Source organism: Lactobacillus sp. ESL0681 (assembly GCF_029392835.1).
GTDB lineage: Bacteria > Bacillota > Bacilli > Lactobacillales > Lactobacillaceae > Lactobacillus.
Genome location: NZ_CP113943.1, coordinates 1,575,982 through 1,590,182 on the forward strand (window position 1 = coordinate 1,575,982; position 14,201 = coordinate 1,590,182).

The 14,201-nt window shown below is 36.0% G+C and carries 13 protein-coding genes; 9 read left to right on the forward strand and 4 right to left on the reverse strand.

Features of this window, described 5'->3' with window-relative positions; all coding sequences use genetic code 11:
- Nucleotides 1-59 precede the first annotated feature (59 nt).
- Nucleotides 60-917, reverse strand: a complete 858-nt coding sequence (locus tag OZX59_RS07555) for an NAD(P)H-binding protein (RefSeq protein WP_277125755.1) — start codon at nucleotides 915-917, stop codon at nucleotides 60-62.
- A 135-nt stretch (nucleotides 918-1,052) separates the two neighbouring features.
- Between OZX59_RS07555 and OZX59_RS07560 the strand changes: the two genes are divergently transcribed.
- The 8 genes from OZX59_RS07560 (at nucleotide 1,053) to rpoN (ending at nucleotide 9,425) form a co-directional block, all read left to right on the forward strand.
- The gene (locus OZX59_RS07560) at nucleotides 1,053-1,520 is read left to right on the forward strand and encodes an Rrf2 family transcriptional regulator (RefSeq protein WP_277125756.1); all 468 of its coding nucleotides are present in this window, start codon (nucleotides 1,053-1,055) and stop codon (nucleotides 1,518-1,520) included.
- Nucleotides 1,521-1,698: 178 nt separating this feature from the next.
- Nucleotides 1,699-4,383: a sigma 54-interacting transcriptional regulator gene (locus OZX59_RS07565; RefSeq protein WP_277125758.1), complete on the forward strand. Its 2,685-nt coding sequence runs from the start codon at nucleotides 1,699-1,701 to the stop codon at nucleotides 4,381-4,383.
- Between the two features lie 73 nt (nucleotides 4,384-4,456).
- Nucleotides 4,457-4,870, forward strand: a complete 414-nt coding sequence (locus OZX59_RS07570) for a PTS mannose transporter subunit IIA (RefSeq protein WP_277125760.1) — start codon at nucleotides 4,457-4,459, stop codon at nucleotides 4,868-4,870.
- Nucleotides 4,870-5,352, forward strand: a complete 483-nt coding sequence (locus tag OZX59_RS07575) for a PTS sugar transporter subunit IIB (RefSeq protein WP_277125761.1) — start codon at nucleotides 4,870-4,872, stop codon at nucleotides 5,350-5,352. Before OZX59_RS07570 ends, OZX59_RS07575 begins: the two co-directional genes overlap by 1 nt.
- Before the next feature lie 4 nt (nucleotides 5,353-5,356).
- Nucleotides 5,357-6,160 carry a PTS sugar transporter subunit IIC gene (locus OZX59_RS07580; protein ID WP_277125762.1) on the forward strand — a complete coding sequence of 268 codons (804 nt, stop codon included), beginning with the start codon at nucleotides 5,357-5,359 and terminating at the stop codon, nucleotides 6,158-6,160.
- Complete coding sequence (locus tag OZX59_RS07585; protein ID WP_277125763.1) at nucleotides 6,153-6,962, forward strand: PTS system mannose/fructose/sorbose family transporter subunit IID; 810 nt, start codon at nucleotides 6,153-6,155, stop codon at nucleotides 6,960-6,962. Before OZX59_RS07580 ends, OZX59_RS07585 begins: the two co-directional genes overlap by 8 nt.
- 15 nt (nucleotides 6,963-6,977) lie before the next feature.
- Nucleotides 6,978-8,036 carry an SIS domain-containing protein gene (locus OZX59_RS07590; RefSeq protein WP_277125764.1) on the forward strand — a complete coding sequence of 353 codons (1,059 nt, stop codon included), beginning with the start codon at nucleotides 6,978-6,980 and terminating at the stop codon, nucleotides 8,034-8,036.
- A gap of 129 nt (nucleotides 8,037-8,165) precedes the next feature.
- Nucleotides 8,166-9,425: an RNA polymerase factor sigma-54 gene (gene rpoN, locus OZX59_RS07595; protein WP_277125765.1), complete on the forward strand. Its 1,260-nt coding sequence runs from the start codon at nucleotides 8,166-8,168 to the stop codon at nucleotides 9,423-9,425.
- A gap of 50 nt (nucleotides 9,426-9,475) precedes the next feature.
- Here rpoN and OZX59_RS07600 read toward each other — a convergent pair whose 3' ends face one another.
- Both OZX59_RS07600 and OZX59_RS07605 read right to left on the reverse strand, forming a co-directional pair.
- Entirely contained in the window at nucleotides 9,476-10,417 is a 942-nt protein-coding gene (locus tag OZX59_RS07600; RefSeq protein ID WP_277125766.1) for an aldo/keto reductase, read from the reverse strand.
- A gap of 64 nt (nucleotides 10,418-10,481) precedes the next feature.
- A complete protein-coding gene (locus tag OZX59_RS07605; RefSeq protein WP_277125767.1) occupies nucleotides 10,482-11,573 on the reverse strand; it encodes an acyltransferase family protein in 1,092 nt (363 codons plus the stop codon).
- A 134-nt stretch (nucleotides 11,574-11,707) separates the two neighbouring features.
- Here OZX59_RS07605 and OZX59_RS07610 point away from each other — a divergent pair, with 134 nt between their 5' ends.
- Complete coding sequence (locus OZX59_RS07610) at nucleotides 11,708-12,619, forward strand: L-lactate dehydrogenase (RefSeq protein ID WP_277125768.1); 912 nt, start codon at nucleotides 11,708-11,710, stop codon at nucleotides 12,617-12,619.
- A 154-nt stretch (nucleotides 12,620-12,773) separates the two neighbouring features.
- Here the strand turns inward: OZX59_RS07610 and OZX59_RS07615 are convergent, their stop codons facing one another.
- On the reverse strand, nucleotides 12,774-14,132 hold the full coding sequence (locus OZX59_RS07615) for an HD domain-containing protein (RefSeq protein WP_277125769.1): 1,359 nt from the start codon (nucleotides 14,130-14,132) through the stop codon (nucleotides 12,774-12,776).
- Nucleotides 14,133-14,201: the final 69 nt, after the last annotated feature.

A 14,201-nucleotide genomic window follows, 5' to 3' on the forward strand; every position in this document is an offset into this window, starting at 1 on the left:
AAAAGTCCTAATCGGCTATTAAGCAATGATTAGGACTTTTGCATTTTTAAGACTGCTAATTAGCTGACAAATAATTCCTTTACGGCATCTTCAATTGGAGTTAATGGATGACCTAAATACTTGATCATGTCATCAGGCTCGATTGCTAAACTACCACTTTTAACAATTTCTTGTGATGAGGCTGAAAATTCAGCTGCATTTTTTGGCAAGTCAGCATTATCTTCCAAAAACTTAGCAGATGCTTGTGCATCAGTAGCATTAATTGCTAACTTCTTGTCAGTTACGTTAGCCAGTGCATCAGCTAATTGTTGGTATGTAAGTAGTGGACCGCCAACTTCTAAAATACTAGGGAAGTTAAACTTGCCAGAAACTGCACGGGCTCCGATTTCTGCAAATTCACGTTTCAAACCCCAACCAGCTTTACCATCGCCACCAGCATGAACGAATTTTTCGGTCTTCAAAGCTGCAGCAACTAAACTAGCTTCATTTTCTAGATACCAGTTATTACGAAGAAAAGTGTGTTCAATGCCACTGGCAAGAATTAATTTTTCAGTATAAGCATGATCTACTGCTAGTGGGCTAGTTGAAGTGTCAGCTTCACCGAAACTAGTATAGGCAATATAAGATATACCATTCTTTTGTGCAGCAGCAATAATATTCTGATGTTGTGCCTGGCGCTTGTCAATTTCACTACTAGAAACAAAGAGCAGTCGGGTAACCCCTTGAAAAGCAGTATTCAATGTTTGTGGATCATCATAATTGGCAATTCTAACTGCAACTCCTTGGTCTTCCAGTTTTTGCGCTTTTTCTTGATTTCTAGCCAATGCGATAATCTCGTTTTTGGGAACTAATTGCAATAATTTTTTCAAAGTGTAGTTACCATATCCACCGGTTGCACCTGTAATTAAAATTTTCATCGTCATTTTTCTCCTGCTCACTGATAATGTTAAAACCTGTATATTTTAAAAATACAGGTTTAGAATAATCCTTTGAGTTATAATAGTCAAGAAGCTTTAGTTATAAAATTATCAAAGTTAAGGAGCAGATCAGCTATGAGTAATTCTATCCAGTTGAGTGATACAATTCATATCATTTCCTACATAGCTATTTACCAAGATACTGACTGGGTATCCAGTGTTAAAATTGCAGAAAGCGTTCAAACCAATCCTTCTAACGTACGCAAGATTATGGGAAATTTAAGAAGAGCCGGATTAATTACGACTAGTAATGGTCGTTCAAGCCCGGAATTGACACGATTAGCTACTAAAATTACGCTTTATGATATTTATCAAGCAACCGATCATCAATACTTATTTCAGATCGATGCCAAAACTGAACCTAAGTGTGTTGTTGGTGGTAATATTCAAACAATTCTAACCACAGAATATCAAAAATTACAGATAGCAGTTGAGACCGAAATGAAAAAAATCACGTTGGCAGATATTTTGGATAAACTTGCCCAAAGTGAATTAAAGCTAGACCGCGGCAACCAAGAGATTGTAGAACGTTTTTGTAAATAATTAAAATTCGAAAGCCAGAAGTTATGCTGAAAAGCATGACTTCTGGCTTTTTTAACGAAAAAATAAAAGTAGCGATTGTGATAGGACTACTCAACTGGTTTATTCTTAGGCTTATATTTTTAAAAAATAATTAAAACTAAATGTGCTATTATTTATTAATACGGAGGATGAAAACGGTATGGAAAATCAAGCGATAAATATCCTGCAATTAATAAAAGAACAAACAACCAAATTTATGAAGGACTATGACCTTGAGCAAGCACCAACGACATCTTTGATTGCTAAGAAAGTTGGTCAAGATCGATCAGTGATTAGTAAAAGGTTGAATGAATTATACAGAAGCAATGAATTAATCAAGATTAATACTAGACCGGTAATTTATCTAAGGTTAGTTAGTATGACGAATACCAATCATACCTATTCTAGCATTGCCGAGTTTAGGCATGAGCATCAGAATCTAATTTGGGAGCAAGTTATTGGATGGAATGGTAGTTTAAAAGAAGTGATTGAGCAATTAAAAGCAGCACTAATTTATCCTCCTGCTGGTTTACCAGCAATCATTTTTGGGGAATCGGGTACGGGAAAGACTTTTTTAGTTAAAAAGCTTTTTAACTATGGACAAGATCAAAAAATTTTAAAAGATGAAGCTAGGTTGGTGGTAATTAATTGTGCCCAATATGCAGATAATCCGGAATTATTATCTAGTGTGCTGTTTGGTTATGTTAAAGATGCTTTTACTGGTGCTAATGAGGATAAGGCAGGAGCTTTGCAGGCTGCTAATAATGGTATTTTATTTTTAGATGAAGTTCATCGCTTAAGTGTTGAGGGCCAAGAAAAGTTATTTAAATACTTAGATACAGGTACATTTTCTCCAATTGGTGATGATTCAAAAGAGATTCAGAGTAAAACGCGTCTCTTCTTTGCCACGACTGAAAAAGAAGATCGTTTTTTAAAGACTTTCTTACGCAGAATTCCGATTAAAATCAAACTGCCGACCTTGCAGCAACGGGGTGCGTATGAGCAGCGGATGTTGACTTACGCCTTAATTATTGAGCAAGCCAAAAGAATAAATTGTGAGATTGCGATTTCAAAACAGTGCTTAAGCTTAATTTATCATGGTCACTTTCAAGAAAATGTCGGTCAACTAAAAAATTGTTTACAAAATATTGTTGCTAAAAAATATAGCAAAGCTTTAGGTAACGATAAATTAGAAATTAAGCTAGGAGATTTACCTAAAGACTTGTTAAAACAGGTCCAAGTACAACATTATTCAATTGCTCAAGGTAAAGAAAAGTTGGTTTTTCATCCAAACGATACACTTAAGACCTTAATCAATTCAGATAATAATGAATTTACTTCTAAGATTAAATTTGCTTGGCAAAACTTGTTAAATTTAGAAGGAAAGCAAGTAAAAGATAAAAAGCGTTACTATCAAGTTGTTCAAAATGCGACGCATAATATTTTATATGCTACTTATAACTTGGAGCGCCCCTTAATTTCTGACTACGCAGAAGTAATAGTTAATATTTTTGAAGTGGCACAAATTGACTCAGTAAGCTTTAAGAATTCGTCAATTTATGACATAGCTGTCTATCTTTATTGCTTGATGCGAGATGAATTTGAGACTGATTTTAGTCAACTTGATAATTTTAGTGGTCTTGAGCAATTGTTTGCGACAGAATTGCAATTAATTGACCAAATTGCCAAGCTATTAGAAATGCGCTTTGAAATTAATTTAACTGCCAGTGATAAATTGTGGTTAGCTATTTTAGCTGCTAATGATAATTTAGCCATCTCACCTAAGACTCCGGCAATTATTGTAGCTCATGGTTATGCGACTGCTAGTAGTATAGCGGATACTTGTAATCATTTTTTGCAAAGTAGTGTGTTTACTGCAATTGACCTAAAACCAGATATTTCTCGCTCTGAAATGATTGATAATCTGAAGAAATTGGTTGAAAAAATCAATCCACAGTCAGGGCTGATTATTTTAATGGATATGGGGTCATTAGAATCAATTATTGATCCTCTTAAAGCGCAATGTGAATGTGACTTGTTAGTAATTAACAATTTTAGTATGGGCTTAGCCTTAGAGATTGGTAATCAGCTGGTTTTACAAAAAGATTTACGAACAATTCAAGGAAAAATTTCGCAAACTACCGTTCAAAGCAGATTGTGTGTTGCACAGACTAAAGTAGTTCCTACAATTATTACAACCTGTATGTCTGGCCTAGGTAGTGCTCAACGAATTAAAAAGATTTTAGATCAAAGTTTTTATGACTTGATTGAAGTTCAAATAGAAGCACTTGAATTTAAAGAATTAATCAACTATCAAGAACTAGATTTATTTACTAATCGTAATGTGATTGCAATTGTGGGGATAGATAACCCAGATGTGCCAGAAATACCATATTTTGGTCTGGAAGAGATTATTACTGGAGAAAAAATTCAACCGTTAAAAAATATCTTGCAGCCATTTTCTAATGATAAAAATCTGGATCTGTGGGAGAAACGACTTGTTGAGAACTTTTCGTTAGACAGAATTTTAGATTCACTAACAATTATTTCGCCTGATAAGGTGATGACCATGATTAGTAAGTATCTCAAAGGTGTGCAAACTGACCTGAATGAGCGAATTAGTAATCGTGTCCAAATTTCTTTATATGTACATATTGCCAATATGATCGAAAGAATTATTCGTGGAAATGAGATTGAAAAGTATGATGGTGATAACAGTAAAATTGAGCGAGATCATTACTTTAGTGTTTTAAAAAAATATAATAGTGTGCTGGAGAACGCCTTTTCAATTAATATTAACGATCCTGAAACCGCTTATATTAGAGACATTATTGTCCATGGCTAGCAAAATTCACAGTAGTTGGCACGATATTTGCTAATAAGCTAGTGTAAATAGATTTTGTAAAGGAGGTCATTGTGTGAAAGATATTGTGCTGGCTACTCATGGCAACTTAAGTAGTGAATTTAAGAAAACTGCTGAATTGATCGTGGGTAAGGTACCTAATGTTCATTGTTTTGGTATGACCAAGGAAAAATCAACTGTTCAGGCCAAAGCGGAGCTTGAAGCCATAATAGGTCAGTTTGATGAGAGTAACTTGCTAGTTTTGACCGATTTGTTTGGTGGAAGTGCCAATAATATCTGTACCGAATTATTATTGCAAGGACACAAGTTTACGTTATTAACTGGTCTGAATTTACCAATGTTGCTAACTTTGTTAACTAGTGATTCTGATAATATTACAACTGCAGAATTGGTGCGGCAAATAGTTGCCGCTGCTCAATCAGGAGTGGTTGATGTTAGCAACAGAATAATAGAGGAGAGTGAAAAGTAATGCTCAAGTTAATTAGAGTTGATGAACGCTTGTTACATGGTCAAGTGGCAATTGGTTGGACTTCAAATTCTGGGGCCAATACAATTTTGGTAGTAAATGATGAAGCTCAACAGGATAAGGTTAAAGCTATGGCTTTAGATTTGGCCAAACCAACCGGGGTTAAATTATACATTCGCAGTGTTGAGGAATCAGGACCGATTGTTCAAAAATTCGCGGACGCCAAAAAAGCTCAAGTTTTAGTTTTGGTTAGAACTATTGCTGACGCCTTAAAGTTAATTAAAGGCTCAAATGGTGCCATTAAAAACCTTAATGTCGGCGGAGTTAAATTTGAAGAAGGCAAGAAAAAATTAAATGATTATGTTGCTGTAACTGATCAGGATATTGAAGACTTAAAAGAGATTGAATCAATGGGAGTTGAGCTAGATTTTAGAATGCTGCCTAGAGATAAAAAATTAAGTCTTTCAGATTTACTGAAGGAGTGATGAGATGATACAGGCGTTATTAGTCGGCTTAATTGCCGGTATCGGTATTTTAGATGAACGAGTGTTAGGTGCTACCTTATTTGGTAGACCGATTGTTTTAAGTGTGTTTGTTGGTCTGGCACTTGGGGATGTTAAAAAAGGAATTATCATTGGTGCTCAATTGGAACTTATCTGGATGGGAATTGCAGGGATCGGTGCTGCTACTCCACCAGATTATGTTACAGGTGGAGTAATCGGAACTGCTTTAGCAATTATTTCTCATAAGGGAATCGGTGTTGCGTTAACAATAGCAGTTCCTGTAGCAGTACTTGCTTCGTATTTAGGTACTTTGGTTAGAGTTGTTAATTTGTGGTTTTCGCATAAGGCAGATAGGTATGCAGAAACGGCTAACTTTAAAGGCATCAACTTGATGCTGTTATTACCAACTATCTTATTTTTCTTTAGTGCTTTTATTCCAACATTTTTAGCAATGCTTTTGGGAGCATCAAAGATTAATCTAATTATCAATGCGATTCCTAAGATTATTTTAGATGGCTTAACGGTCGCCGGAAATCTTTTACCAGCAGTAGGTTTTGGGCTATTGCTCGATATGTTATTTTCCAAGAAGCTGTTTGTTTTCTTCTTTTTAGGTTTCTTCCTATGTGCATATTTGAAATTAGACATTACGGGTATAGCTTTATTAGCTATTTGTATAGCGATAGTTATTGTCTTATTTGGTGGAAACAAGGGCGGCAATGACAGTTCGCCAGAAACTAAATCAGATAACTCTAAAGATAATTTGACTGAGGGGGAAATTGATTTTGAATAAGAAAAAATTAACCAAAAAAGATTTACGTTCTGTATTTTGGCGCAGTTTTGCATTGCAAGGTGGTTTTAATTATGAGAAGATGCAAAATATTGGCTATGCATATGCCATGGAGCCAGTTATTAAACGCCTGTATTCTGACAAAGATGATCAGGCGTATGCTTTAAAGCGACATTTATCTTTATTTAACTGTACTCCAGCAATGACGCCAATGATTATGGGAATTTCATCAGCAATGGAAGAGCAACATGCTAACAATCCAGAAGCTGTAGACCCAGATTCGATTAACTCGGTTAAGGCAGCTTTGATGGCACCAATGTCAGGGATTGGGGATTCAATTCTTTTTGGTACCTTCAGAGTTATTGCGGCTGGTATTGGGGTATCTTTTGCAAAACAAGGTAATATTTTAGGACCGATTTTATTTTTTGTTCTTTACAATACACCTGCTTTTTTGTTGAGATTCTTTGGATTAAAGTACGGTTATAAATGGGGCATCGAGTCTCTTGATGAAGTGCAAAAAAATGGCGCTATGGATCAGATCATGCAGATTGTTGGAATAATCGGCATGATGGTAGTTGGTGGCATGGTGGCAACTATGTTACCAGTGACAATCCCATTGAAGTTTGCGATGAGTGGTGCAACAGTAAAGGTACAATCGATTTTTAATCAAATTATGCCTAAGATGCTGCCACTATTAATAACATTATTGGTATTTTGGTTAATCAGAAAAAAGGTAAGTACATCTAAGCTGACTGTTGGTATTTTAGTTTTAGGTATTTTATTACATGTAATTGGGATTTTATAAAGGAGTTACTAAAAAATGAACTTGATTCAACAATATATTTCACAAACACCTGCACAATTGCAAAAAATTGTATCAGGTAGTAAAGAGCTGTTTGCAAGTGTTGCTAACAGGGATATTAAAAGGGTGATCATTACTGGTTCTGGAACTAGTTATCACTCAGGTTTGCAGATGCAGAGTCTAATGCGCAAGCGTGCAGGAATTGAAGTATTGGCATTTTATCCGTTTATGTTAACACCAGACTTTTTTATCGGTGATAATTCCCATACTTTAGTAATTGGGATCTCTCAAGGTGGTAGCAGTTTTAGTACCTTCGACGCGATGAAGAACGCCAAGGCAGCTGGTTGTATTATTGGAACCATGGCTGGTGAAAAAGATGCATACATTGATTCCATTGCTGATGAAATAATGACAGTTAATATTGGTGAAGAAAAAGCTGGTGCCAAGACCAAAGGCTATTACGCAACTAAATTGAATTTATTACTTTTAGCTGATTATCTTGGTTTAGCTAATGGTAATTTGCAACAAGCAGATTTTAACCAAGATCTTGAAGACCTCAATAATACAATGAAGCAGTTCCCGCATGCTTATCAACGTGCCTTAGATTGGGTTGAAGAACACAAGGAAAAACTAGCTAAGACTGATAATTTACGTGTGGTTGGCCCAGCTATGTTATACGGAGATGTACTTGAGGGCTCGTTAAAGGTCTTAGAAACTTGCCGCTTGCCAATTACTGGGTATGATTTTGATGAATTTATCCATGGAATTTACAATGCAATGAATGAAAAAGCCAGCGTGTTAATCTTGGACAATGGTACTGAGCCTAGATGTAACAAAATGATTGAAGTTTTAGGTGATTGGACAAATAATCTATATTTAGTTGATACTTCAGATGCATACAATGGTAATCATTTCGGCTATGATGTAACTGTGCCAAAAGATTTTGAAACTTTTATTTATCCACTAATTTTACAAGTTATGGCTTCTATCGTTTCACCAGAAATGGGCTTTGATCCTAACTCTCCAAAGGATCCTAATTTCCACATGAAGTTAGGTAGTAAGAAATTTAATGGTTAAACTAACTAATTAAACTTAAACTCCCAAATTAATTCATACATAATAAAACTTGTTCCTTTTTAATTAAAAAGATAAATTTTCTTACTAATTTGCTATAATAGTAATAAAAGTAAGGAAGTGAAAAAGCCGATGTCGCAGATGCAAAAGATGGTCTTGAAACCTAAAGAGCAGTTAGTGACGCGGCTTTTTTTATCGCCAAAATTAAAGCAAAACTTGGCGGTTCTTTCATATAGTACTTATGACTTGGTTAATGTAATAAAGGATTTGGCGGCTAGCGATCCGTTTGTTTCATTACGTGAACCTCAGACTGAAAGTCAAGGGTTAGAATGGGTGGCCGATCCACAGGCAGAGAGCTTAACTGATCATTTGCTAATGCAGGTCCGTTTAAGTAATTGGACAAGTAAAAACAAAGCGGCGGTTAAGCAATTAATTTATAATTTGGCAGCAGATGGTTATTTGCGAACTGGAACTAGTGAGCTGCTTGACCGGACTGGGCTTTCTTTTGTTGAGTTAAGGCATGCTAAAGAAAGCCTGCAAAGTTTAGATCCTTGTGGAATTGGTGCCCAAGATCTCAATGAATGTTTATTAATTCAGGCACGGCAAATAACAAATTTCGATCAAGTTGCTTTACGAATCCTGATCGATCAACAGCTAGAATTATTGGCTGACCCAGCAAGTTGGCCGCAGCTGAATTATTCTAGACAAGAATTAACCGCCGCTTTAGCTAGTATTCAAACACTTAATCCTTTGCCAGCTAGTGAATATGTTGCAGCTGATAGTACTCAGTATTTAGTACCCGATTTGATTTATAAAATCGTAGATCAGCGTATAACTGTGGAAAGTTTTCAACAGCAAATACCCGAATTGATTTTTGATGAAGCAACCTATACTAAGTTAAAAGCGCAAACGGATCAGCAGCAATACTTTTCTACGCAACGTGAGCGTTATTTAGAATTAAAAAATGCAATTAACCAACGTCACCAGACGATGATGCGGCTAGGAAAATATGTTGGGCACTATCAACGTGATTTTTTACTCAGCCTAAAAAAAGAAGAGCTTAAGCCACTTGGCTTAAAAGAAGTAGCGCAAGCACTGGATTTAGCTCCAAGTACAATTAGCCGCGCGATTAAAGATAAATATATCCAATGTCAGAATAAAATCTTTAGTCTAAAGATTTTATTTCCACGTCAAGTGACGGATAATATTTCGCAAACTAAAATTGAACATGAATTATTAACGTTAATTCAAACTGAAAATCCTGCTCGGCCGCTGACTGATCAGCAGATAGTTGCTCTTTTAGCTGACCAAGGCATTCATTTAAGCAGAAGAGTGATCGCTAAGTATCGTGCTAAATTGCGGATTCCTAATAGCTATGCGCGTAAAAAATAAAGCAACTTGAAATTAGTCAAGTTGCTTTATTTAAGTTAGTTAAGTGTAATTTAAGGTAAATTATTACCCGCAGCTAAATAAACATCATACCATTCTTGTGCAGACAATGTGACGTCTGCTCCTTTGGCACTATCAACAATGTGGTCTGGATTCATCGTACCAATAATGACTTGCAGATTTGCTGGATAACGCAAAATCCAAGCAGCAGCAACCGCATTCTTTGATACACCTTTTTCATCAGCAAGCTTTTGTAAGGCTTGGTTAACTTCAGGAAAATCTGGATTGCCAATAAAGTTACCTTCAATTTGCCCATATTGAAATGGTGACCACGCCTGAATAGTCATATCGTGCAAGCGGGCATAATCAAAAATGCCACGATCATGGTCAATGCTGCGCTCATCGGTCATATTAGTATGAATACCAAAATCAATCGCACCAGTATGCATTACGCTGAATTGCAGTTGGTTAATCAACAATTTTTGGTTAATTCCTTTTTGAAGCAAAGCTGTTTGCATTGGGTTGAAGTTAGATACACCAAAATGGCGAACCTTGCCAGCTGATTGTAGTTCGTCGAAAGCTGCGCTAATTTCTGCAGGATCCATCAGTGCATCTGGGCGATGCAACAATAGACTATCTAAATAGTCAATTTGCATTCGTTCTAATATGCCATCAACTGCTGCTATGATATGCTTTTTAGAAAAGTCATATCTAGTTGTCTTGTAATTTAAGTTAGGATCTTCAACAATTCCAGTCTTTGATTGAATGTAAAAATCGTCTCGCTTTAATGAGGACTTTTTAAAAGCTTCACCAAATACCGTTTCGGCTTGACCATGACCATATATATCAGCTGAATCAATGTAATTAATGCCGACTTCTTGGGCCGTTTCTAAGGCTTTAACTGCTTCAGCAGTTGTTAATTTATTCATGCGCATAATGCCAAGGGCAATTGCTGAACCTTTAAAATTTGAATTACCAATTTTAACTTGTTTCATTTAGAGTACCTCCTAGAATTTAGTATACGGCTTTTACGTTAATAAAGCATAGTGGCTGTTTTTGTTAATTTAACTGTAAAACTGTCTTTATTTTTTGAGAAATTACATGGAACATAATTGCACACGCAAAAGATAGCAGCCAAGTTAAGATTGTTAAAATAAGAATATTAAGTAATGGATTAAGCTTAGAAAATATTTTCTCTAAATTTAACCATAAAAGTTCTAACCAAAAAATATGTCCTAAAAATGCGCGATAGGCATAGGTTGCTAAGAAATGGATTAGTCTAAGCCAAGGACGGCTGTGGCTAATCTGATTGAAGGCCAGTAATGCAATTAGGCAAATCGTTGCGAGATCATAAAGGGTCGTTGATACTTGATAATATGTCGCGTGTTCAAGTTTGATAGGCATGCCATATTGCAGTAATTGGTGATTGATCCACCAATATGCGATGATCCAAACTAGGATTATGACTGGACTAAACCGTTTTATTAGCTGAGAGAACTGTTGCCTAAAATGGCCTGCTAAACTACCCAAAATTCCATAAATCAAGAAGCTGATTCCTAACCGATCAAGCCAATACCACGAACTTACAGTATTACCTTGAAAAACTAGTTGCCTATAGATTACTAACCATAAAAGCTGACCAATAATTGCTAGACTAATAACTAAACTGCATTTTTTGCTTGAGTGGTTGACCCAAGTTATCAGTTTTAAGAATAATGGATAAAAAATTATAAATTGAAGCATCATACAGCTGTACCATAAATGTGGAGCAGCATTACCACTGAAAAATTGCTTCAGCCAAGTTTGCCAGTTAGTAAACTGGCCATGTTGCTGCAATTGCGGCATTACGAGTAGATACCAGCATGTCCACAAGATAGTTGGGATAAACAGGTTATGCAATTGCTGGCTAAGGTATGAGTGGTAATTAAATTGTAATTGCTTTTGGCTAGTTCTAATTGACGTATAAAGAATGCCAAAAATAAATGCAGGAGCAGTGAATTTAACTAGGTTAAAGATTAGGCCAATGGTAATTTGAGTACTTTTAGTTAAATTACTGTTTAAAATAAATGATAAAATTGATTGTAACATCACAGCAGTGCAAGCGAATACCTTTAAGTAGTCGCCAACATCAGCTTCACTCTGAGTTTCCATATTTCCTTCTTTATAATATTTTTTTAAAATTAAATTTATTTTTAGTAAAATTTAGTTTATAATGAAACTTATATTAATAATTATACTGTTATTGTAGTTGAAATTTAACTGTTAAATTTAGGAGGAGAATAATCATGACTCATAAAATTGGCGTTATTGGTGATGGACATGTTGGTGCGACAGTTGCTCATCAGTTAATTGTTGCTGGCTTAGTTGATGATTTAGTTTTAATTGATGAAAAAGAAGACAAGGCTAACGCTGATGCGTTGGACTTTGAAGACGCCATGGCTAATTTGCATCATCATGCTAATATAACTGTCAATGATTATTCAGCGCTTAAAGATGCGGAAATTATTGTCAGTGCAGTTGGTGATGTGTCTTTGTCTGCTAAAGATCGCTTTGGTGAACTTAAATATAATAAGGAACATGTCAGTGATGCGGCAGCTAAGATTAAAGCAAGCGGCTTTGACGGCATCATTATTTGTATTTCTAATCCGGTTGACGTAATTACTAGTCTATATCAAGAAGTAACGGGACTACCAAAAGATCATGTTTTTGGTACAGGAACCTTGCTTGATACCGCAAGAATGAAACGAGCAGTTGGTAAGCGGATGAATGTTGATCCACGCTCTGTTCAAGGCTTTACTTTGGGTGAACATGGTAATTCACAGTTCACGGCTTGGTCAACGGTTAAGGTATTAGAGCAGTCAATGACAGAAATCGCCCAAGCGAAGAATTGGCAATTGTCTGATATTAATGAAGAGATCAAGCAGGGTGGTTATACTGTTTATGCTGGTAAGCAATACACTAATTTTGGGATTGCAGCAGCTGCTGTTCATTTGGTTGAAGTAGTAGAAAGTGATTCAAGAACTGAATTGCCAGTTTCTAATTACTTAGAAAAGTATGACACTTATATGTCTTATCCTGCAGTTGTTGGTCGAGATGGAATTGTTGAAAAAGTTACATTGCCATTGACTACTGATGAAGAACAACAATTGCAACACTCAGCTGACACCATCAAGGAGAAAGCTGCTAAGGAATTTTAAATAAGTTCTTTAGTTAATTTGCTAAATCCACTTAATAAAAAAACTAATTCGCGGTACTTTAAGCAATCCTGCTTAAAGTGCTGCTTTTTTATAATCAAAATATCCTGCCGTAAAGTGTACCAACGGTATCTTTTGTAGCAGGATAAAGATTCTATTATTTTTTGGGCTTACGTAAATATCGCAGAGCGCCATTTTTAACGTAGCGTTGGAATTGTTGGTAGAGTGGGTCAAAGATTTGTGGTTCATCACTATTAGATAACATAGTTTTAGGAAAAAAGAAACGCTCATCACCCTGTAAAGTACCATTAAGTGCTCGAACTAGTGGACTTAATTGGGATAATTCGATTAACTGACCGTCCTGTAGCATGATCTCAATTTGGCTATTAGCATTTTTACCCGTGGGTTTGTATGCATCATAAGGTTCGTCAAAAGCAGAATTGGTTGCCGTATAGTAATTGGGATCAAAGCCAACTTGTTTAATTAAATCCTTTAGTTTCGGTAATAAGTTTTTAGTTTCCTGATTAATACACACACTAGACAATGGTTTACGGAACAAATAGCGATTGGCTAAATCTGCTAAAATTGGATCTGTAGATTCTGTCCATAATGAAAAATTAGTTTCCATAACGCCGTCATCTAGTTTGAGATAATCATCCAGTGTCCAATTACCAGCTAAAAAGTGTCCTAAACTAGGCGTTACTGCCAGACCACCATGCTTATAAATAATTTTGGCGCGCTCAAGTAAGTGTTGTAAGATAACTTCCATCGAGCGACCTACCCGATGAAAGTAAACTTGTTGATACATTTGGTAACGTGAGGCAATGTAGTCTTCGACTGCATGCATCCCACTTTTGGTAAAACAAATTCCGTTGTTATATGGTCGGATTTCTTGTAAAATTCGCGATAAATCAAACTCACCGTAACTAACGCCTGTATAATAAGCATCCCGTTCAAGGTAATCCATGCGATCCGCGTCGGCTTGGCTAGAAATCATTTTGACTACTTGGGCATTAGGATAGGTCTTGGCAATCACACTGGCAACTAGTTCGGGAAAGTTGGGGGCAACTCGTTTAAGAACTTGATTAATTTCAGTAGTTGGATCAGTAATGATCTTTTGACCGATTTTTTCATGGTCAGTGCCGAATAGGTGCTCAAAAGTATGTGAATAAGGACCATGTCCAATATCGTGCAACATTCCTGCGCATTCAACTAGTAAGCGATTATTATCGTCCCAAAGACCATCTCCACTAGTACGAGTCGGATATTTTTTGGCGAAAATATCACAAATCCGTCTAACTAATTCATATACGCCCAAATTATGTTCAAAACGAGTATGAGTTGCCCCAGGAAAAACAAAGCTGATCGGCCCTAATTGCTTAATTCGCCGCATCCGTTGGAATTCTTTGGTTTTGAGTAAATCAAGGATGACTTGATCTTCGATATGAATATAGCCGTAAACTGGATCACGTAATACAACTTCTTTGTCTAATTTTTTGCTGCTAAATCTTGCCATTAGAAATTCCTCGAACTTGCCCATTAATTTTTAAGTAGATATCGGTTAAAATAGTCTTATCTAACTAAA

What these genes read in the sequence shown, in the direction of transcription:
- OZX59_RS07555 (WP_277125755.1), bottom strand. Translation starts at nt 917, where the DNA reads ATGAAAATTTTAATTACAGGTGCAACCGGTGGATATGGTAACTACACT.
- OZX59_RS07560 (WP_277125756.1), top strand. Translation starts at nt 1,053, where the DNA reads ATGAGTAATTCTATCCAGTTGAGTGATACAATTCATATCATTTCCTAC.
- OZX59_RS07565 (WP_277125758.1), top strand. Translation starts at nt 1,699, where the DNA reads ATGGAAAATCAAGCGATAAATATCCTGCAATTAATAAAAGAACAAACA.
- OZX59_RS07575 (WP_277125761.1), top strand. Translation starts at nt 4,870, where the DNA reads ATGCTCAAGTTAATTAGAGTTGATGAACGCTTGTTACATGGTCAAGTG.
- OZX59_RS07580 (WP_277125762.1), top strand. Translation starts at nt 5,357, where the DNA reads ATGATACAGGCGTTATTAGTCGGCTTAATTGCCGGTATCGGTATTTTA.
- OZX59_RS07590 (WP_277125764.1), top strand. Translation starts at nt 6,978, where the DNA reads ATGAACTTGATTCAACAATATATTTCACAAACACCTGCACAATTGCAA.
- rpoN (WP_277125765.1), top strand. Translation starts at nt 8,166, where the DNA reads ATGTCGCAGATGCAAAAGATGGTCTTGAAACCTAAAGAGCAGTTAGTG.
- OZX59_RS07600 (WP_277125766.1), bottom strand. Translation starts at nt 10,417, where the DNA reads ATGAAACAAGTTAAAATTGGTAATTCAAATTTTAAAGGTTCAGCAATT.
- OZX59_RS07605 (WP_277125767.1), bottom strand. Translation starts at nt 11,573, where the DNA reads ATGGAAACTCAGAGTGAAGCTGATGTTGGCGACTACTTAAAGGTATTC.
- OZX59_RS07610 (WP_277125768.1), top strand. Translation starts at nt 11,708, where the DNA reads ATGACTCATAAAATTGGCGTTATTGGTGATGGACATGTTGGTGCGACA.
- OZX59_RS07615 (WP_277125769.1), bottom strand. Translation starts at nt 14,132, where the DNA reads ATGGCAAGATTTAGCAGCAAAAAATTAGACAAAGAAGTTGTATTACGT.